The sequence below is a fragment of the Rubrivivax soli genome (genome assembly GCF_049810355.1).
GTDB lineage: Bacteria > Pseudomonadota > Gammaproteobacteria > Burkholderiales > Burkholderiaceae_C > Rubrivivax.
Genome location: NZ_CP187368.1, coordinates 5548985 through 5568849 on the forward strand (window position 1 = coordinate 5548985; position 19865 = coordinate 5568849).

The 19865-nt window shown below is 67.7% G+C and carries 20 protein-coding genes; 9 read left to right on the top strand and 11 right to left on the bottom strand.

The features are described from left to right. Positions 1-37 precede the first annotated feature (37 nt). From ACPOLB_RS25535 to ACPOLB_RS25555, 5 genes are all read left to right on the top strand, one after another. Positions 38-1342: a cytochrome P450 gene (locus ACPOLB_RS25535; RefSeq protein WP_425258871.1), complete on the top strand. Its 1305-nt coding sequence runs from the start codon at positions 38-40 to the stop codon at positions 1340-1342. A gap of 88 nt (positions 1343-1430) precedes the next feature. Then, on the top strand, positions 1431-3029 hold the full coding sequence (locus ACPOLB_RS25540; protein WP_425258872.1) for a (2,3-dihydroxybenzoyl)adenylate synthase: 1599 nt from the start codon (positions 1431-1433) through the stop codon (positions 3027-3029). A gap of 25 nt (positions 3030-3054) precedes the next feature. After that, the gene (locus tag ACPOLB_RS25545; RefSeq protein ID WP_425258873.1) at positions 3055-3420 is read left to right on the top strand and encodes an MmcQ/YjbR family DNA-binding protein; all 366 of its coding nucleotides are present in this window, start codon (positions 3055-3057) and stop codon (positions 3418-3420) included. 7 nt (positions 3421-3427) lie between these two features. Then, positions 3428-4072: an aminotransferase class IV gene (locus ACPOLB_RS25550; protein WP_425258874.1), complete on the top strand. Its 645-nt coding sequence runs from the start codon at positions 3428-3430 to the stop codon at positions 4070-4072. Positions 4073-4172: 100 nt separating this feature from the next. Further along, a complete protein-coding gene (locus tag ACPOLB_RS25555) occupies positions 4173-4586 on the top strand; it encodes an IS66 family transposase (protein WP_425261976.1) in 414 nt (137 codons plus the stop codon). Here ACPOLB_RS25555 and ACPOLB_RS25560 read toward each other — a convergent pair. The 6 genes from ACPOLB_RS25560 to ACPOLB_RS25585 all read right to left on the bottom strand — a co-directional run bounded on the left by ACPOLB_RS25560 (position 4542) and on the right by ACPOLB_RS25585 (position 9218). Then, positions 4542-4739: a hypothetical protein gene (locus tag ACPOLB_RS25560; protein ID WP_425258876.1), complete on the bottom strand. Its 198-nt coding sequence runs from the start codon at positions 4737-4739 to the stop codon at positions 4542-4544. The genes ACPOLB_RS25555 and ACPOLB_RS25560 overlap by 45 nt on opposite strands. 342 nt (positions 4740-5081) lie before the next feature. Continuing rightward, the gene (locus ACPOLB_RS25565; RefSeq protein WP_425258878.1) at positions 5082-5966 is read right to left on the bottom strand and encodes a Ku protein; all 885 of its coding nucleotides are present in this window, start codon (positions 5964-5966) and stop codon (positions 5082-5084) included. A gap of 64 nt (positions 5967-6030) precedes the next feature. After that, positions 6031-7800, bottom strand: a complete 1770-nt coding sequence (ligD, locus tag ACPOLB_RS25570) for a non-homologous end-joining DNA ligase (protein WP_425258879.1) — start codon at positions 7798-7800, stop codon at positions 6031-6033. Then, complete coding sequence (locus ACPOLB_RS25575; RefSeq protein WP_425258880.1) at positions 7797-8312, bottom strand: DUF421 domain-containing protein; 516 nt, start codon at positions 8310-8312, stop codon at positions 7797-7799. Before ACPOLB_RS25575 ends, ligD begins: the two co-directional genes overlap by 4 nt. A 238-nt stretch (positions 8313-8550) precedes the next feature. Then, complete coding sequence (locus ACPOLB_RS25580) at positions 8551-8742, bottom strand: hypothetical protein (RefSeq protein WP_425258881.1); 192 nt, start codon at positions 8740-8742, stop codon at positions 8551-8553. Next, positions 8739-9218, bottom strand: coding sequence for a L,D-transpeptidase (locus ACPOLB_RS25585; protein WP_425258882.1), 480 nt, complete (start codon positions 9216-9218; stop codon positions 8739-8741). Before ACPOLB_RS25585 ends, ACPOLB_RS25580 begins: the two co-directional genes overlap by 4 nt. Positions 9219-9597: 379 nt before the next feature. Here ACPOLB_RS25585 and ACPOLB_RS25590 point away from each other — a divergent pair, with 379 nt between their 5' ends. Both ACPOLB_RS25590 and ACPOLB_RS25595 read left to right on the top strand, forming a co-directional pair. Next, entirely contained in the window at positions 9598-9780 is a 183-nt protein-coding gene (locus tag ACPOLB_RS25590; protein ID WP_425258883.1) for a DUF3606 domain-containing protein, read from the top strand. A 775-nt stretch (positions 9781-10555) separates the two neighbouring features. Then, on the top strand, positions 10556-10825 hold the full coding sequence (locus ACPOLB_RS25595) for a GlsB/YeaQ/YmgE family stress response membrane protein (protein ID WP_425258884.1): 270 nt from the start codon (positions 10556-10558) through the stop codon (positions 10823-10825). A gap of 88 nt (positions 10826-10913) precedes the next feature. On the opposite strand, the gene ACPOLB_RS25600 is transcribed toward ACPOLB_RS25595, so the two are convergent. The 5 genes from ACPOLB_RS25600 to ACPOLB_RS25620 form a co-directional block, all read right to left on the bottom strand. Then, complete coding sequence (locus ACPOLB_RS25600; RefSeq protein ID WP_425258885.1) at positions 10914-12101, bottom strand: ATP-grasp domain-containing protein; 1188 nt, start codon at positions 12099-12101, stop codon at positions 10914-10916. 128 nt (positions 12102-12229) lie between these two features. Further along, complete coding sequence (locus tag ACPOLB_RS25605; protein WP_425258886.1) at positions 12230-12985, bottom strand: class I SAM-dependent methyltransferase; 756 nt, start codon at positions 12983-12985, stop codon at positions 12230-12232. 11 nt (positions 12986-12996) lie between these two features. Then, entirely contained in the window at positions 12997-14082 is a 1086-nt protein-coding gene (locus ACPOLB_RS25610) for an aminotransferase class III-fold pyridoxal phosphate-dependent enzyme (protein ID WP_425258887.1), read from the bottom strand. 140 nt (positions 14083-14222) lie between these two features. Further along, positions 14223-15185 (bottom strand): methyltransferase, encoded by a 963-nt coding sequence (locus ACPOLB_RS25615; RefSeq protein WP_425258888.1) that lies wholly within the window; start codon positions 15183-15185, stop codon positions 14223-14225. Continuing rightward, on the bottom strand, positions 15185-16777 hold the full coding sequence (locus ACPOLB_RS25620; protein ID WP_425258889.1) for an iron-containing redox enzyme family protein: 1593 nt from the start codon (positions 16775-16777) through the stop codon (positions 15185-15187). Before ACPOLB_RS25620 ends, ACPOLB_RS25615 begins: the two co-directional genes overlap by 1 nt. 290 nt (positions 16778-17067) lie before the next feature. Between ACPOLB_RS25620 and ACPOLB_RS25625 the strand changes: the two genes are divergently transcribed. Together ACPOLB_RS25625 and ACPOLB_RS25630 are read left to right on the top strand one after the other, a co-directional pair. After that, positions 17068-17307: a hypothetical protein gene (locus ACPOLB_RS25625; RefSeq protein ID WP_425258890.1), complete on the top strand. Its 240-nt coding sequence runs from the start codon at positions 17068-17070 to the stop codon at positions 17305-17307. 70 nt (positions 17308-17377) lie between these two features. Further along, positions 17378-19807, top strand: coding sequence for a catalase (locus ACPOLB_RS25630; RefSeq protein ID WP_425258891.1), 2430 nt, complete (start codon positions 17378-17380; stop codon positions 19805-19807). Positions 19808-19865: the final 58 nt, after the last annotated feature.

Here is a 19865-nt window from a genome sequence, read left to right on the forward strand (position 1 = left end):
AGCGAAAGCACGCAGTGGGCCCGTTGGAGACTGCGTCATGACGGTCATCCGGCCAAGCCCGCCATCCGACGCGCGTGAACCGTCGGGTGCGACTGAACCCGAGGCGCCCGTCTCGGTGTTCTCGGACCCGTTGTTCTCGCACGTCCTGGGCGCGCCGTACCTCTACGATCCCTATCCTGCGCTCGCGTCCGTGAGAGAGCGCATGCCGGTGTTCCGGTCCCGGCTTGGTCCGTGGGTGGTCACGAGCCATCAGCTGGTATCGGCTGCACTGAGGCATCCTGATCTCATCGCCGATCCCCGGGGCAGCGCCATGTATCGGCGGTACCTGGGCGCGCACCGCGACCGTGAATTCGGTCGGCAGGCGCTTTCGAGCATGCAGTTCAGGGACGGGCAGGAGCACCTTCGTATCCGACGTGCATTCGCGGCGTTCCTGAACACGGCTGACCGCAAGGCACAGCACCGTGCGTGGACACAGGAGATCGCATGCTCCCTGGCGGACGATCTCGGTCGGACGGTTGGCCCGGCAGACTTTGTTGCGCAGTTCGCCAGGCGTCTGCCGGCGCTGCTGCTGTGTCGGATGTTGGGTCTCCCTGCCGCCGATGCTGACCTGCTTGCGCAGATGGCCGAGTCTTTGGTCGCAGCGGACGATCCGGAGTTCCTGCTCGACGAGTCCCGGCACCAGATCACCGCACGCGCATCGGTTCAGGCATCCCGCTACTTCGGACTGGCGCTCGTTCAAAGGCGCAAACATCTCGGCGACGACTTGCTGAGCCACCTGCTCGGAGGTCTGGAAGCGCATGACCTCTGCAGCCTGGAGGAGTTGGTCGTGAACCTGATCTTCTTTGCCGTCGCCGGCATCAAGACGACGACAGACCTGCTGGGCAATGCCGTGCACTCGCTCGGGGGATGCCCCGAGGTGTGGGCGCAGGTCCGCGTTGACCGGAGCAGGGTGCCCAAGCTGGTCGAGGAGTGCTTCAGGCACGACAGCCCGATCCAGCAGACACCGCGCTTTGCAGCCAGCGCAATCGAACTGGGTGGGACACGGATCGAGGCGGGGGCGCATGTCATGCTCATGCTGGGTGCGGCGAACCGCGACCCCGCCGCCTTTGCCGACCCAGACCGGCTTCAGCCTGACCGCCTCAACATCCGCGATCACGTGGGCTTCGGAGGCGGGGCACACCACTGCCTGGGCTCGATGCTTGCGCGCCAGGAAGCAGAGGCCGCCTTCGAAGCGCTGACCGAGCGGTTCTCGGAGCTTCGGCTCGAGGCCGGACGCCAGCGTGTCGTGGGCTTCACGCTCCGCGGCTTCCGGCGCTTGCCGGTGACGCCAGTGTGGGCGTGAAGCCTCCCGAGTTCTGACCTCAGCCATGGTCTCGAGCGGATCACGCATGCCTGCATGTCCTTGCAACACACCGACGATGGAGCCACTCATGGAGTCCAAGTCCGATCTGTCCGATGTCGAACGCGCGCAGGCGGTCTACCGAGCCGCCGGCCTCCTCACTGACGACGGCCTGCTGGACTTCCTGTCGGTTCCGGCTGCTGCAAACCCTGGCGCGCCCGCGGTGATCGGGTTGCGCAGGAACTACTCGCACGGTGAACTCTGGTTCGAGGTGGAAGCGCTGGCCAGGCGCCTTGCCGGCCGTGGACTGCGGCCGGGCGAGACGGCCGTGCTCCAGATGGGAAACGACGAGTCTTTCGTTCTTGTCTTCCTCGCGCTGGTGGCTTGCGGCGTCGCACCGGTGCTCGCGCTTCCTGTCCATCGCCAGGCAGAGCTGACGCACTTCGCCCTTGCGTCCGGGGCTCGGTGGATGATCCTCTCCGACCGCCTCGGCGACCACGATGCCAGCGGGATGATTCGTGCATTGCGGCAGCAACTGCCCGAGGTCATGGAGTTCCTCGTCGTCGAGGCGGGTGATGTCCCGAAGTCCCTCGTGGCGGCTGTGCCCGTCGATCCGCAGCCCGATCGACTACCAGTCGGGGCACCCGCCTTCTTTCTGCTTTCAGGAGGGACAACCGGCTTGCCGAAGCTGATCCCCCGGTGTCAATCGGAGTACGTCTACAACATTCGTGTCAGTGCTGCAAACGCGGGCATGGACGCGTCGACCCGCTACCTGGCAGCGTTGCCGATGGCGCACAACTTCGGACTCGGCTGTCCCGGCATCCTTGGATGCCTGTCCCACGGTGGTGTGGTCGTGATGACGCCCAGTGCAGATCCACAGACATGCCTCGAGCTCATCGAACGGCACCGCATCACGCACACGGCCCTGGTTCCGTCGCTTGCAGGAGTCTGGTCCGAAGCGCGCCAGTCGGTGAGGACGGATGTATCGTCGCTGCGTCGTCTGCAGGTCGGTGGGGCGCGCGTGGCGCCAGCGCTGGCACAACGACTGATTCAGGCGTTTCCAGGGTCGCTGCAACAGTCGTACGGCATGGGGGAGGGTCTTCTGTCTCAGACGCGCATGGACGACGACGAGTGGCACCTTCTCCACACGCAAGGTCGACCGCTGTCTCCGATGGACGAGGTCAGAATCGTCGACGAGGAAGGGCGCTGCATCGAGGAGCGGCCAGGACGCGGTGAGCTGCAGGTGCGTGGCCCCTACACAATCCGCGCCTACTTCAATGCGGAGTCTCACAACCAGAAGGCGTTCACGGCGGACGGCTTCTTCTGCACCGGCGACCGCGTGCGGGTCGAGGCCGATGGCGCACTGGTGATCGAAGGACGGGCCAATGACGTGATCAACCGTGGTGGCGACAAGATCGGTCCCGACGAAATCGAGGACCATCTACTCCACCACGACGCCGTACGTGACGTGGCCGTCGTGGGGGTGCCCGATGCGTCGCTCGGGCACCGCACCTGTGTGGTGGTGGTCGCCAGCCGCCAGTTGCGCCTTCCCGAGTTGAGGGACTTCCTGCGTACTCGGGGCCTGGCCGACTACAAGCTGCCTGACAGGCTTCTGCAGCTGGAGCAACTGCCCAAGACGGCGTTCGGCAAGACCGACAGGCGCCGGATCCAGCGCGACTTGCTGGTGTAGCCCTGCGCGCTCGAGGGCAATACACATGGCTGAACTGATTCACCGCGTCAGAGGCGTCTGCCTGGAGCTTCCTGAGGTGTCCGAGCGCGTCAGCCATGGGCAGCCGGCCTTCTTCGTGCGCGGCAAGCGGACGCTGGCGATGTTCCGGCCAGAGCAGTTGCCGCCAGCACTTTGGCTTCCGTGTGAGGTCGAGGCCCGTCGCTACTGGGTGGAACTCCGGCCGGACGAGTTCTACGTGCCACCCTACATGGGGGCACTTGGGTGGGTTGGCATGCATCTCACGACGACGACAGACTGGAGCCTGGTGCAGCGTGTGGTCGATGATGCGTACTGCCGGGTGGCGCCGAAGAAGCTCGTGGCGTTGCACCGTGCGCATTCAGGTCGCGATTGAAGCGACGATGGACGACGACTTCACCCTCTTCGAAACCATGCTGTATCGCAGCGGGCGAGGGATCCGCGCAATACGCTGGCACATGCGGCGCTTGTCGAGCAGCGCCGCTGCCCTGGGTTTCTCGTATGACGAACAAGCGTGCCGGCTGCGCCTGGAATCCGAGACCGCCATGCTGCCGAGCGCGGGGCTCTGGCGCGTTCGCCTCGACCTGTCGCGCTTCGGAGGCATCCAGGTTCGCTGTGCGCCGTTGGAGCCCCTGGATCATCACCGACCTGCGTTCGTCCTGGAAGCCCGTTCGGTGCCGAACCCTGGCGAAGCGGCTTTGGCCCTGTACAAGACGTCGCGGCGCAGCACCTATGACGACGAACTGAGATGGGCCCAGTCCTTGGGCGCTTTCGATGCCATCTTCTTCAATCAGTCGGGTGAGTTGACCGAAGGGGCGCGCACCAATGTGTTCATCCGGGTGGCAGGCGTCTGGAAGACTCCTCCACTCACATGCAGTGTGTTGCCTGGGACGCTGCGAGCGCGGGTTCTGAGCCACTGCGCTGCTGTGCAGGAAGTTGCCATCGACCGCGAAGAGTTTCGGAAAGCGGAGCGCATCGTGCTCAGCAATGCGCTGCGCGGCCTGATTCCTGTGGTTCTGCATCCCTAGTGCGCGCAAGCTCGTCGCCGCCGACTTCAGGGGTGACAAGGACTGCTTTGAGCTCGGCGTGACCGAGGTGGGCTGCAGGGCGCATGCACGACGCAGTTGCATGAGTTGTGGGCCAACCACGGCAGCCAGGTCGGCGAGCAGGCGCTGGAAGTTCTTCGGCGCGCTGCATGACGCCGAGCGCGAGGCGCCCGACGCCGACAGCCAGGCCAGGCTCGGCGCGCGACGACGATCACGACCCGTGACCGATGCGCTGAACCCGTGGATGCGTCAGGAGCGGGAGGAGACTCCGGACGGCTCGTCCACCGCCCGGGCGGTGGACGACAACCCCAACCGCTGGGTAGCGCCGACGCGCTTCCTGGGTGAAGGCGACCTGCCCATCGCCACCACCCAGTGGAGAGCCGCATCCGGCCGATCGCACTCGGCAGGCCTCGCTCGGGGCGCCTTGCGGTGCCCTTTCACTCCTTCGGCGTCAAACCAGGCGGATGTGCGGGATGTCGAGGGCGAATGGGTCTGACTGTCGCCCGGCGATCAGCCGGCCGAGCTGGCGGATGCGTGCTGGATCGAGCGCAGGCGTGCCCTCGTTGATCTGGCGCGTGTCGGTGACTCTGCCGATCACTCCACGCGTTCGATTCGCGTCTTCGAGCGTTGCTGCGGTGGAACGTGCCATTGGAGCTCCCGTGACGGGCATGCGGTCTGGCTGAGCGGGCGCAGGCCCATCAGGTTGCTTTGATGACGGAGACTGGGGCACTGGGGGAGTGGCCAGCGTGTTGGCGAACCGGCAAAGCAGCAGCGCCCGGTTGGGTCTCCGGCTGAGCCCGAAATCACAGGACGCGTTGACTGCGGTCCGGTACCGACAAGATCCAGGCTTAGCGTCGAACAGAGGCTCGACATGTCGAGAGCTGGCCTGGCCCGATGTCGAAACGCGTGTCACCAAGGCATGGCCGATGGCAGGTGCTGGCAAGGCCGCGATGACACTGGGCGGCGACGACGCAATCGCGCCAGCGGCCGGTCATGCTCGCCGTCGCGTAGAGGTCTTGGCAGCGCCCTTCCTCGCTGCGGCGGCACCTCTGGTGCCGTCTTCGGCACCGCTCCCAGGCTTGCGCTTGGCAAGACTCTGGGCCAGAAGTTCGGTGAGATCGACCACGTTCGTCGCGCCTGCCTCCGCTGGCGCGTCTTCGAGCGTGGTGACCGTGGCGGTCTCGCCGGCCTCGACCTTCTTGCGCACCAGCGCCAGGATTGCATCGCCGAACCTGTCCGAGTACGCCTCCGATTTCCATGGCCCTGTCATGTCACCGATGAGCTGTGCAGCCATCTTCAGTTCGGCTGGCTTCAGGCCGGACGCCGTCTTGCCCTCGGGCGGCAGCTTCAGCTCGGTCAAGGGACGGATCTCGCCGGCCCAACGGATGGTGTTGAGCACCAGAGCGGCACCGGACGGGATCAGCGCGGCGAGGCGTTCCTTGGTGTGCATCACCACGCGCGCGATGCCGATGACACCGGCCTCGAACATCGACTCGCGGAGCAGCGCGTAGACCTTGTCCCCTCTTCCAATGGGCTCCAGGTAGTAAGGCGTCTCCAGCAGCGTGAACGGAATCTCGCTGGCCCTGACGAAGGATTCGATCTCGATGGTCTGGGTCGACTTCGGGTACGCGGCCTTGATCTGGTTCTCGCTCAGGATCACGTAGTCGCCATCCTCCTGCTTGATGCCCTTGACGATGTCGTCGGACTGGATCTCCCTGCCGGTGCGCTTGTTGATGCGCTTGTAGCCCACCGGGTCCATCGACCGCTTGTCGAGCCAGTCGAAGTCGATGCCGACTTCCTGCGACGCCGGGTACAGGGCCACGGGCACATGCACCAGGCCGAAGCTGATGGCGCCTTTCCAGATCACACGCGGCATGGAAACTCCTTTGTCGGCGCAGCGCCGCCATTGGGTGGATGGTCAGCAAGGCGCAAGTGGCAAATCACGCCTGGGGCGCTGCATAACCGAGCGCAGCCATCGCGGAAGTGAGGCCACGTGCCGCCCTGGCATATCCGGCCCACGGCACGTTCCCGGTGTCCATGCGTTCGGACAGTGCATGCGCGATGGGCGCGGAGGCTGCGCTCGAAGGCCTGGCTGGCGGCAAGCGTTGCGCCTTCTCACGCACGACGCTGGTCGGTTCCTTGTCGTCGCGAAGGCCGCGGAAGACGGCATGCCGGATACGGCTGGTGCGAGTCCATGCACCGAAGCTCACTTCGGCGACCAGCGTCGGAGTGACCCAGATGGGCTTGCCGTCGATCTTCGAGTCGACAGCAAACGGGCTCTTGGTTTGAACCCTTGCGTCAAGCGTCTTCTTGAGGTCTCTCAGAGCCTTGTCCGTCAAGCCCGTGCCGACGTTGCCTGCATACTGCAGCCGCCCTTGCTCATCGTTCACGCCTAGCAGCAATGCACCGAAGCCGGCGCGCGCTCCCTGCGCATCGGTGTAGCCGCCGATCACGAACTCCTGCCGGAGGCTGCATTTCAACTTGACCCAATCGGCCGAGCGGGAAGAGCGGTAGGGGCTGCTTCGGCGTTTGGCGATGACGCCCTCCAGGCCCAGTTTGCAGGCGGAGGAAAGAATGCTCTCGGGTGCTGCATCGAACGCGTCGCTGAAACGGATTCGGCCAGAGTTGGAGGCAGCGAGCAGCCCCCTCAGGAACGAGCGACGCGCCTGCAATGGCGTGCCGCGCAGATCGTGCCCGTCCGCGTAAGGCACATCGAACAGATACAGGACGAGGTCGTTGGTGCGTCGGGATTCGAACGCCCGCTGCAGCGCGCCGAAATCCGGAATGCCCGCTTCGTCGGGCAGCACGAGCTCGCCGTCGTACCAGCCTGACGGCAGCCCCAGGCGCTCGAATGCGCTTTGCAAGGAGCGCAGCTTCGATGTCCAGTCATGGCCATTGCGCGTCAACAGGTGCACGCCCGAGTCCTCGTTGCGCACCAGCATGCGGTAGCCGTCCAACTTGATCTCGTAGAGCCACGCCGCAGGGTCTGGCGGCGGACCGGCCCCCAAGGTGGCCAACTGCGGTGACAGCGAGTCCGGCATGGCAGAAGGGACTGCCCCGACAGGCAGGCCCGTTGCGGAGGACCGTCGCTGGACATCACCCGCGCCCGAGCCGGCGCTGCGCGATGCGGGCCCGAGGGACAGCACGCTTGCCGGCAGTGCGTCGATCACGCTGTACTCGGCGGACGCGCGGGCATGGGCGTCCTTTTCCTTGATGAGAAGCCAGGGTGCCTGCTTCTCTTCTTTGCCCTTCATGCGCACCAGCACCCACCGGCCGAGCAGCTTGTGTCCGTGCAGCTCGAACTTCAGGTTGCCGTCCCGAACGCCCTGCCGAGCATCCTGCAACGGCGTCCAGGTGCCCGCGTCCCAGACGATGACCTTGCCTGCGCCGTATTGATGTGCGGGGACGGTTCCCTCAAACCCAGCGTAGGCCAAAGGGTGGTCTTCGACCTGAACGGCCATGCGCTTGACGGCCGGGTCGACGCTGGGCCCCTTGGGGACAGCCCAGCTCTTCATCGTTCCATCGAGTTCCAACCGGAAGTCGTAGTGCAGGCTGCGCGCCCAATGCTTCTGAACGACAAAGTTCAGCTGGTCGTTTGCGGATTGGCCGCCCTCGGACGGCTCCGGTGTTCGCGCGAAGTTCCGTTTGCCCTTGTACGCGCCCAGGGGATCCTCTGCCGACTCGGACGATGGTCTGGACTGCCGGCTCATGCTGGGGCCTCGGACGTTGGTTGCCGGATCTTCGCCTTCAGTTCCTCGTCGGCGATCAATTCCCGGCGCATGTTTCTGCGCAGCGGTTTCCCGTCGCGCACGAGGCACAGGCGTGGCGCCGAGGTCAGGCGCCGGACCACCGGGAATGGGAGGCTCATGAAGTCGAGCATGTCGCTCCAGAAGACGAGTGTGGCGATCAGCACCATGCCGTCGGTGGCCGACGTCGCGCTGCCGACCATCCCGTTCTGCGTTGCGTCGCCCAGGATGACGACGAGGAGGAAGCCACTGATGCCCAGCGAACCCACGTCCCGCCGCGGGACGTGGCGGAAGACGATGGACAGGAACCCGTACATCCACGCACCGCGAAGCATCGGTTCCAGCGGCGACACCGTGAACGAAAAGATGCCTGCCAGGTCGATGTTGAAGAAGTCCACTGGATGCTCCGCCACCGCATGATCGACCCGCAAGACACCTGCGTCGGTGCGTTGCCAGACCATCAGCGGGAAAGGCATGCAACGCGTCGATCATCAAGCGCGGGTCCCATCGACGGTCAGGCTGGTCCTTCCAACGCTGGCGGGACTCCATGTCCGAGAGCGGCGCTTCTGGATCGGGCCTGGGGCCGCAAGCTCGTCAGTCGATGCGACGGGAGGCGCGCGCCGGGAGGCAGCGCGCTGTTGGAACGTTCATGCCAGCAGGGGAGGTGCCACGGGGCCCACAGCGAGCGGTGGCGATGGAACGAGCTGCCTGGGATCACCCGTCGCTGGCGCGGGCCCAAGACAGCCCTGGCGCAGCAGCCAGCGATCGTTCCACCTGCAGCATCTGGTCGGCGATGCGATCGATGCCTTCGCTGTCCCACACGGCAGCCGTGTAGGCCGCGTCGAGTTGTTCGCGCAACTGTCGGTAGCGGGGAAGGAGTGCGTGCGGGGGGGTGGCTGGAGTCATGGAGCGCCAACAGGCAATCCATGTTCCCGCCGCGCTGGTCGCGCACCGACCGCCCCTGCGGCGCGCATCGGCTGCTGCGGGGCCTCAGGCATGACCAGCACCCATCCGCGCTGGCGACACAGCAGCGGCTGCACCACGGCGTCGTAGAAGGCCTCGGGCACCACCACGCAACCATCCGACACGCGCCGTGCGGCGGGGTCGTCTCTGGCCAGACGGCGCAATCGTCCGGCCCGGTCGGGGTGGCCACGCAGGCGGTGGATGGCCAGCGCGGCGCTGTAGTCGATCCAGACCACGGCCTCGCTTTCGTGCTTGCGCCCCGGTTCGCTGGCGAACTGCCCGGCCGGTGTGGTCCGGTCGCTGTCGCTCGGCCGCCGCTCTTGCGTGCGCAGCCCGACCCCGGGCGCCGACTGGTCGCCCCAGGCACGCCCGAGCAGCGCCGCCGACGGGCCGACCAGTGCGCCACGGGCGTCGAACACCAGGATCTACGACCGACGCTTGTCAGGCGCTGGATCCCTCAACAGGCCGGGGCCTGCCTGCGCCGCGCCATGTCCCAGGCACAGGCCCACCGCCACTGCCGACACCCGTGCCAACCAAGCCATGTCCTGCTCCGCCATCGGTCCGTCGGGCGCGGGGCGGTGTGCCTCCGACCAGTGGCCGCTGGCCGGAGGCCAGTTGCGCTTGGCAGCTGAAGCAGCGGCCACTGGCGCAATGCGGGCAACTGCGGGTGGATCGCGGGTCTGTCTTCGAGGCTGCTCGACCGCCAAGGCGATGGACAGGACCGCTGTTCGCGGGAACGGCGATTGCCATGAAATCAACGAGGCGGCGTTGTGCCGCGATGCACGCGGCGCTCCCCCAATGACCCAACCGCCCCCGGCCGGCCCGATCGACCCCGATGACAGCATGCACCTGCAGGCTTGGCTCGATCACTTCGGCATCACCGCGCAGCAGTTGCGCGAGGCGGTGAATGCCGTGGGCGGTGACCCGGGATCGGTGACCGAGCACCTGACGTACCAAGGGGCCAGCGCCGGCCCGGGTTGAGGGCGCCGGTGTCCGAGAGCAACGAGCTCGTCGGTCATCCGCAGCACCCGTCGCGCGCAGCTTTCCAACGTCTTGCACATGGACATCACGATGACGAGATCACACACGCTGGATGGCTCGGTCGAGCCCATCGCGGCAGCCACCCCATGCAGGGCGCACACGCCGATGCCCGCACCTGGTTCGCCGTGGCGTCCCGTGCCCAAGCCGGGCGCCCCCCATCCGACGGGACCTGCAGCGCCGCCGTCGCCAGACCCACCGGAAGAACCGGGGTTCCCGGGTTTTCCCGGTTTTCCAGGTGGGCACGGGGTGACCGACCCTTCGCTGCCGGGTCGAGACCTGCCGCGCACCGAACCCGGCCCGCCGCGTACGGAGCGCCGGCGGCGCCGGCAAAGCGGTTCGGCGCGCCGCGTCGTTCGAATCGAGAGCATGGTCGGGACCGCTGCCGTGTGCCCAGCGCGTCGACCCTTCAGTTCCGCCCGCGAGCAGACGCCGTGCTGATCCGACTGCCGGCCGGCCTGCGCCGAGGGCGCTGACGGCGCGCAAGGCGCTTTTTGCCGCAAATCGTGCAGGTGCCTGCGGCGCCGACCGTGGTCGCGGGCACCGGTGCTCAAGCTGGCGGGCATGGTGGTGGCCGGAGCGGGTCTGGTCTGGCCGATGCGCCGTGGCCGCCGCCGCAGCGCACCCGGCGGGGACCCGCGTGGACCTGTCGTGCCGCCGTTGGAGCCCACGGCACGCGCCTTGCCCTTGTCCCCTACCTACTCACGGAGCTGAAAACATGAACTTCATCATTTGGTTGGTCGTCGGCGGCTTGATCGGCTGGATCGCCAGCATGATCATGAAAACGGATGGTCAACAAGGCGTCATCTTGAACGTCGTCGTCGGGGTCGTTGGCGCGATGCTCGGCGGTTGGTTTCTCTCTCCGATGCTCAGCGCAGGCACGATCAACGACGGCAACTTCAGCCTCGGCGCCATGGGCGTGTCGCTGCTCGGCGCGGTGATCCTGCTGGCCATCGTGAACCTGTTCCGGCGCGGCGTCGCAAGGTAGCGCGCGCCTTGCAGCGGCCGGGTTGCCGTCCATCGTGGCCCGATGTGGCGGCACCCCGGAGACCGGCGGCAGCGCCAAGGCCGCGCGGTCAGGCAGGCACGGCCGACGCCTGAACCAACGGCTGCTGGACGACCGCAATGGCGTCCAGCAGCGCCTGCAGCTGGCGATGGCGCAGCAAGTAGGCCGTGTCTCCCATCGTCGATGCGAACGCCGCAGGGATGGGATTCACGCGGACCAGGGTCTCGCCGAGCAGTTCCGGCAACGCTGCTGCCGGGTGCAGATAGGCGCGCCCGCGCCGCCGCCCGGCGTGGGCCGTGTGGAACTTGCGTTCATAGGTGAAGCCTTCCAGCGGATCGCCGGCGAGGACGGCGGCCCACAACGCATACACGTCGAAGTCGCAGGCGTCGTTCAGCATGTCCGTCGTGAACCCGCCCGGCGGGCGCATGTTCATCTCGAGTGCGACATACGAGCCGTCGGTGCAAGCGAAGAACTCGAGGTGGAAGAAGCGCTGCCGCAGTTGGAACGCTGCCAACGCCCGCCGTCCGATCTGTTCCAGCGCCGGCGGAATCTCGCGCAACGAATAGTAGAAGCCGTCCAGAGCGCCGGACCTCACCTCCATGATGCCCCGGTCGTAGGCATGGGACGTGCAGAAGACCACGCGCCCTGTCCGGTCCACCAGGCCGTCGAACGTCACGATGCGGGCATCGACAAAGGGCTGCACCACGTGGTCCTCCAGCCGCTGCGCCAGCGCCGCTTCCAGCTGTGTAGGTGTCGACACCCGGAAGGTCGACATGGCCCCCGAACCGCTGTCGGGCTTGAAGACGAGGGGCAAGCCGTACTTTGCGGCGAAGGCCCTGACGGCCTCTGGCGATGCGCATCGGATGCCCGGTGGGGAAGGCACACCCGCGGCGTCGAAGGCCTCGGCCATGGCCAGCTTGCTCCGAAGGCGTCGCACGTCCTGCGCCTTGGGACCGACGATGCCAAGGTCGTCCCGCAGGCGCCCCTCGACCTCGAGCCAGTGTTCCCCGTTCGACTCCACGACGTCGATCGGACCGTGGCGGGCGATCATCGAGGTGACGATGCCGAGCAGGACGTCGTAATCGCCCATGCAGGGCTCGAACACGTACTGGTCGAGTGCGCGCAGCGCCTGCGGCGGCAGGACGCTCGCTGGCACATCCCCGATGGCCAGCACGCTGGCGCCGCGCGCATGAGCCGCGACGCAGAACAGATGGGAGCTCGGCGGAAACGCTGGCGACAGGTAGAGAATCCTCGGCATCAGGTGCCCCGGCGCATCAACCAGCCGCTGCCGTTCCACACGCGAAACGGCAGTTCGTCAGCGCGGACGACCTCCAGATGGGCGCCCTGTGCGAGGTCGAGCACCTCGCGGTTGACGTCGTCGCGCGATCAGCCGTACGCGTAGTTGAAGAGCACGAAGTCGCCCGCGGGCCGAAGCACACGCCGAATCTCATGAAAATGGCGCTCGATGAGCGCGCGCCCGGCCAGCACCAGGTAAGGGAACGTGTCGACGCTGTAGACCAGGTCCATGGACGCCGATCCGAACTGCGCGAGATCCTGGCCGTTCGTCGCCTGGACGCTCGCATTCGAGAGCCCCTCGAGCCGCCGCTTGGCCGCTGCGATCATCCCGGCCGACACATCCGTTCCGACCACCGAGCGCAGGCGCGCGCTCAGGGGGACCATCAGGCGCCCGATGCCACACCCGATCTCCAAGGCATCCCGTTCACGTCCGAGCACGCCCCAGTCCCGGAGCGCGCCGATCACCTCGTCGGTGGCGACGGCCAGCAGTTCGGGGCTTCCCAGCGCGTACAGGGCAACGCTGGACTCTTCGCTCTCGGCCACCGACGCATCGAACAGCCTTCTGGATCGCTCGATGCCCTCCTGCGCGCTCTGCGCAACCTGCGGCAAATCCAGCCCTCGGGCCATCATCCTGACGATGGTGCGGCAGCCCACCTCGTTCTCGGCCAGGTGCCGTGCGAGCTGGTCGAGCCTGGCCGGGTCGCCGGTCAGCGTGGGCAAGGCACGGGCGAGAGCCTGCGTGTCGGCCGTGAACTGGACAAGCTCCATCACCACCATCGACACGGAGGCCTCGGAGCGCAGGTAGCGCTCGACGATGCGCTGAAGTCCGGCAGCCTGAATCTCCATGTGTGCCCCGGTCAGGCCGCCCGGATCTGCTCGCGCGCGATCCGCATCGCGCTGTGCGCATGCTCCAGCGTGGTGTCGATGTCGGTCCCCTGGTGGGCATGGCTGATGAACCACATGTGGCGGGGATGCAGCAGCACGCCGCGCTCGAGCATCGCATCGAAGAACGCTGTTCGCAGCGCCTCGTTCTTCTGCGGGTGCGGGTGGCGGAACCACAGGAAGGGCATCGGCGGGAAGGGCTCGCCATGGCTCACTGCGGGTATCTCGAGCTCATGCGTGATGGCGTTCAGACCGTCGATCAGCCGCTGGCCCAGCGCCCAGACATGGTCCGCAACGTGACGCTCCTCGACGATGCGCAGTGTCGCGAGCGCGGCCGCCATCGCAGCGGTGTCGCCATGGTAGGTCGCCGACAGGTGCATGCCTGCCGCGCTGCGCATCACGTCTCGCCGGCCGAGCACGGCCGCGATGGGCCAGCCATTGCTCAGGCCCTTGCTCACGGTGGTGATGTCGGGCTGGAGCCCCAGGCGCGCCTGGACAGAGCCCGGGGCCGTGCGGAACGCCGTCTTGACCTCGTCGAGGACGAACAGCGCCCCGTGGCGATGCGTCCTGTCCTGGATCGCCCGGAAGGCCGAACGCGTCGGCGGCGACACCATCTCGGGCGCCAGGATGACGGCTGCGATCTCGCCAGGGCAAGCGGCGAAGAGCGCGTCCAGTGTCTCCGGGGCGTTGCTGTCGAACTCGAGCACCTGCGCGTCCAGACCGGCAGGCACCGCAGGGTCGAGCGGCAATGACCAGTCGTGCCATCCGTGATACCCGGCCCGTGCGACACGGCGGCGGCCGGTGGCGCGGCGTGCGATGCGAAGCGCGGCCGTCGTGGCTTCGCTCCCGGTCTTCAGCAGCACGGCCATGTCGGCGCCCGCGAAGCGTTCGACGAGTGCCTCCGCGCACAGCACATGTTGCGGCCGGTTCATCGACAGCAGCGAGCCTTGCTCGAGCTCACCGCGTGCGGCCGCGTCCACCTCACGGTCCGCGTAGCCCAGCAGGAACGCGCCGAAGGCCATCAGATAGTCGATGTACTCGTGCCCGTCGACGTCGGTCACGCGGCAGCCGCGTCCTCGCGCCATGTACATCGGGGACCGCTGGGGCGTGGTGAGCACCCGCCCGGAGAGGTGATGGGCGCCAGGAATGACATGCGCGGCGCGCGCCAGCCACTCTTGCGACGAGGCATGGCGTTCTCTTGTCATGTGGGTGCCTTGCCGCCCCGGCGGGCGCTGACGAGAACGGCAGCGATCCGGTCCGCCGCGGCATAGGCCGGCTCGATCAGCTCCTCGCCGAAGACATCGGGATCGATCTCCTCGTAGTCCCACGCGAGACCTGCGGCCTGCAGCCGCGCCGTCACCAGCGCACGAAAGCGATCGACACCCGCGCAGACCGCGCTGCCCGTGTAGAGCAGCAGCGTGCCACCAGGCGCCAGCCGCGTCCCGGCCAACCCCGCGATCGCCAGCGAGAGCCCCTCGCCGAGGCCGCCGCCGCCGTGCCGGTAGACGCGCTGCGCTTGGTCCAGGAGGTAGGGCGGGTTGGCGACGATGAGGTCGAAGTCGCCCGCGACGTTGGCAAGCAGGTCGGACCGTGACGCCACGAGGTTGGGCGCCCCCGCCAGCGCTGCGTTGACACGGCAATGGCGAAGCGCGAGGTCGTTGATGTCGACGGCGAGGACTTCGGTGTCGGGCCATGCGCGTGCCACCAGCACCGCGCCCGGCCCCGCACCACAGCCGATGTCGACCGCGCGTCGCCCGGGCGGCCCGGCGGCGGCCAGATGGCGCGCGATCGCTGCTGCGAACCGGTACGTGTCGGGTCCGAAGAAGACGGCATCGCTGTCGGTGGTCGGATAGGCCGAATGAAAGAACAGCGCCCCATCGAGCGTCGACACCCGCACCTGCGAACGCCAGCCGACGCCGTGCTCGCGCAAGGCCCCGGCCGACTGCATCAAGTCGACGAGGCCGGTGGGCAGCACGCCCGGGCCGAAGGGACGGCTCCATCCGAGCACGTCCTCCATGGAGCGGGCCCACTCGTTGCCGGGGCGGGCATTGACCCGTGCGTGCGTCGCAGGTGAAACGGTCGTGAAGCGGTAGCCGCCGTGCTGCAAGGCCCGGCCGAGCTGCAGCAGGCTGTCGGCCCGCGCGGAGGGGTCGGTCGCGTCCATCACTGGCCGATCAGGCCGGAGCAGATGCGCGCCGCGAGCAGGCCAGCCGGGGTAGTGTGATTCGCGGGCGAAAGAAATCCCTGGAGCGCCTGGACGGCGAGTGCGGTCTCCTCGACACCGGCGAGTCGCTGCTCGACGACCCGCACGTCTTCGTCGTTCCGCTCGGTCGCCGACAGTTCGGCCAGCTGACGGCGGATCAGCTCACCGGTGTGGCCTGGGTCGCCTTCGCCGAGCCGGCTTCCTTCGGAGCCACAGGGCAGTGCACCAGGGCGCGCGGGCTCGCGGTCGTGAAGGCGGTTCACGATCGGCCGACGCCTGGCGTTGGCGCCGCTGCCGTCTTCCGGCGCATCGATGATCCAGTCGCTGATGAGTTGCTTCTCGTAGTCGTCGAATACGCCGAACATCGCCGCGCCCTCGTCGTCGAGCAGGCGCCAGAAGCGGCTCTCCCGACGATCGGCGCCGCGCCGTATCCAGCCCGCGCCGACCAAGGCGCCCAGAAAGTCGGGCATGCCGCCCGGAGTCGACAGCCACGTGTAGACGCTGCGGCCGGCGATGAGGCAGTGATCGGAATGCAGCAGTGCGCCGATGCGGCCCTTGTCGGCGAGAACGGCCGTCAGTTCGCGCTGGAGATCGAACGAGGCGATCGCTTCCATCGTCCCCATGCCGATGTCGTTGAGCTTGAACCCCGTGGTCATGCGGCGATAGAAGTCCGCAGCATCGCCGGCGCGGGGCAGGCAGTCGAGTGCGCACTGCAGCGACTTGCGGGCATGGCCGGTCGAGGCGTTGTCGATCGTCAGGTGCAGGCTGAAGTAGTACGGGTCGACGCCCAGTTCGTTCAGCTCGTAGGCGGTGATCGGCAGGTGCAGCGGCAACTGCTCGTACCCCAGATTGAAGCCGATGACCTCGGGCAGCAACTCGGCCGCATGGTGTCCGAGCGCGAGCTGCAGGGCGCCCTGGACGTGGTGCGCATCACTCAGTGCGTGCCAGCGGTCGGCACCGTGCGCGCAGAGCAGCTTGCGGTAGAGCAGAACGTGGTGCTGCCCGGCGATGCCGTCGCCGAGCTCCTCGAGATAGATGCGTACCAGCGGAGCCAGCCGCGCGTCATTCCAATGCGGCAGCAGTCCATACAGCCACGCGCCGTCGACCAGCTTGGTCGGCGCCACCGACTTGATGAAGTGCAGCGCATGCGAGCGATTGCGAAAGAGGCGTCGCGGCTCCCCCGCATGGCGCCCGTCGAGATAGCCGCGGAAGGCCGAGGCGGTCTGCTGGTGGTCACGGTCCAGCCAGCTGGCGAGCAGGCGCGGATGGTCGGGGATGTCGCCGTCGAGCCGCCCGGCGTCGCTCAGTGCCGCTGCCAGAAAGACCCGCGACGCGGATCGCGTCACATCGTCGATGGCGCCGAGGCCGACGCCGTGTTCCCCGATCAACGCGTTGTAGATCCGCCGGGCTCCGGCGCGCGGGGCTGTCGGAATGGCGGCGGCGCGTGCGACCGACGGGTCAGAAACAAGGCTCATGCACTGCAGGGGCAATCGACAGGCCCGTTGCCGGGTGCGCGGCAGTCCATGGGTGGCCGGAACGGGCTGCTTCTTCATCCCGTGCAGCGTCCCTTGCTGCACTCCTTGCGGCACATCTTGCCGATCCACCGGCGGGCTCAGAGCGACACACCCGAGAGGCAGCGGGCACCTCGCGTCGGCGGGAGCGACAAGACGCGCCGCCGCCGCGCTGGTTCGCTCGCGCACAGACGTCGCGCCGACCCGGCGTGAGGATGTCGCCTCTTCGACAGCGCGCCGTCTCAGCCCGATCGCAGACGCCGGGAAGCACCGACGGCGCGGCCCCTGAGAGCGCGGTCCCTCAGCAACGCGCAATTTGTGAAGGAGCACCAATGACCCCGAAATCGCCGTCCGAACGCTTCGCTGCGTCGCCCCTGGCGGCGACGGAAGGGACAGCACCGTTCGGCCCAGCCATCGTCGCCAGGCGCGATGGCTTGAGGCTGCCTCACGAACGCGATCGAGGGCTGCCGACCACGGTCGAACAGTCCCGTCCGCTGATGGTGCAAGACAGCCGCGACTTCGACACCGGCCTGTCGATGCCGGCATGCACGCCACCGCAGCGCAAGCCCTGAGCGCGGACCTGCAATCCCGCCCGCCCACTTGCACCTTCCCTTCAGTTTCCCCTCACATCGAGAGTTCGCCATGAAAAAAGCCACGTTGTCGCCCAGCCCTGCCCGCACTTCGGGGGAACCGCAGCCCAGGCCGTCCGGCCGCGCCGCCCCAGGTGGTCGTACCCGCAAGGCGGCAGCCGTTGCCGACCCGGTGATGGCCCAGGCCGCGGCTGTTCAAGCGCTGGTGGCGGCGATGCCGCACAACGCGAACAAGGCGCTCGATGCCGGGCGCGACAGGGCCGTCAACCCGCCGCTGGGGCAGACGGTGCAGTCGGGGGACGGCGCCGGGTCGGCACCCGTGGCGGTGTCGTCCAGCACGCTGAGTGAAGCCAACGTCAGCGACAAGACCGGACAGCCTGGGCTGCCCGGTGCACACGCAATCGACGGCCGCCTGTCGCAAGCCCGCGTCGATGGCAGCCAGCAGGTGCTGACGACCAACCAGGGCGTGTCCATCGCCGACAACCAGAACTCGCTGAAGGCCGGATTGCGCGGGCCGGCGCTGCTGGAAGACTTCATCCTGCGCGAGAAGATCACGCACTTCGACCACGAGCGGATTCCAGAGCGCATCGTCCACGCACGTGGTTCGGCGGCACACGGCTTCTTCGAGGCCTACGAAGCGCTGACCGACCTGACCTGCGCCGCGCCCTTTGCCGAGGCGGGCAAGCAGACGCCGGTGTTCGTGCGCTTCTCCACCGTGGCCGGCGAACGGGGATCGGCCGACACCGCGCGCGACGTGCGCGGCTTCGCCGTCAAGTTCTACACCGATCAAGGCACCTGGGACCTGGTCGGCAACAACATGCCGGTGTTCTTCATCCAGGACGCGATGAAGTTCCCGGACCTGGTGCATGCTGTGAAGCCCGAGCCGCACCATGCGATGCCGCAGGCCTCGTCGGCGCACGACACGTTCTGGGACTTCGTCTCGCTCTCGCCCGAGAGCACGCACATGCTGATGTGGATCATGTCGGACCGCGCCATTCCGCGCAGCCTGCGCATGATGCAGGGCTTCGGTGTGCACACCTTCCGCCTGGTCACGGCGGCAGGCGGCTCGCAGTTCGTCAAGTTCCACTGGAAGCCGCTGCTCGGCACCCATTCGCTGGTCTGGGACGAGGCGATGAAGATCAACGGGGCCGACCCCGACTTCCACCGCCGCGACCTGTGGGAGGCGATCGAGTCGGGCGCCTACCCCGAGTGGGAGCTGGGCCTGCAGGTGTTCAGCGAGGAACAGGCCGAAGCCTTCAGCTTCGACGTGCTGGACGCGACCAAGCTGATCCCCGAAGAACTGGTTCCGGTGCGGCCGGTGGGGCGGATGGTGCTGAACCGCAACCCCGACAACTTCTTCGCCGAGACCGAACAGGTGGCGTTCTGCACCGCCCACGTGGTGCCGGGCATCGACTTCAGCAACGACCCGCTGCTGGCCGGCCGCCACCACTCGTACCTGGACACCCAGATCACGCGGCTGGGCGGGCCCAACTTCCACGAACTGCCGATCAACGCCTCGCTTGCCACGGTGTCGAACAACCAGCGCGACGGCATCCATCGCCAGGCAGTGCACCGCGGCCGCGTCGCCTACGAGCCGAACTCGCTGGGCGGGGGCTGCCCGTTCCAGGCCGGTGGCCAGGGTTTCGTGTCGTTTCCGCAGCCCACCGAAGGCGAGAAGCTGCGCGGCAAGCCGGAGAAATTTGCCGATCGCTACACCCAGGCCACGCTGTTCCTGGACAGCCAGACCGCGGTGGAACAGGCGCACATCGCCGCCGCCTTCCGCTTCGAGTTGAGCAAGCTGACCGTGCCGGCCATCCGCGAACGGATGCTGGCCTCGCTGGTCAACGTGTCGCCGGCGCTGGCGGCGGCCGTGGCGGACGGGCTGGGCATGGCGGTGCCGGCGGCGATGCCGCGCGCGCAGGCGGTGGCGACCGCTCCCGAGGTCACTGCCTCGGCCGCGCTGTCGCTGACGGCGCTGCCTGGTGACGGCGGCATCCGCACCCGCAAGGTGGCGTTGCTGGCGGCGCACGGCGTGGAGGGGGCCGCCTTGCTGGCCGCGCAGGCGGCGCTGCAGGCCGCGGGTGCGGTGACCGTGGTCGTGGCACCGCGGCTGGGCCCGGTCGAGACGACCGACGGCGTGGCCATCGAAGCCACCGCCAGCTTCGAGAACGCAGCGCCCGTGCTGTTCGACGCGGTGCTGTTGCCCGATGGCGAAGTCGGTGCGCAGTCGTTGCTGCGGGATGCTCGCGCCGTCGACTTCGTGGCCCAGCAGTACCGCCACGGCAAGACACTGCTGGCCCTGGGCGCGTCGAAGGCCTTGCTCGAGCGGGCCGGCATCGAAGGCGTGCTCGCGACCGGCGAGGCCGACCCGGGCGTGCTGTTTGCCCAGACGGACAGCGGCGAGTCAGCCTTCACGGCGTTCATCACGGCGATTGGCAAGCACCGCCATCCGGCCCGCGACACCGACCCACCGCTGGTCTGACCCTTCTTCGACGGCGCCGGTACGGGCCGCTGCATTCCTCCGACCCCTATCGAACAGG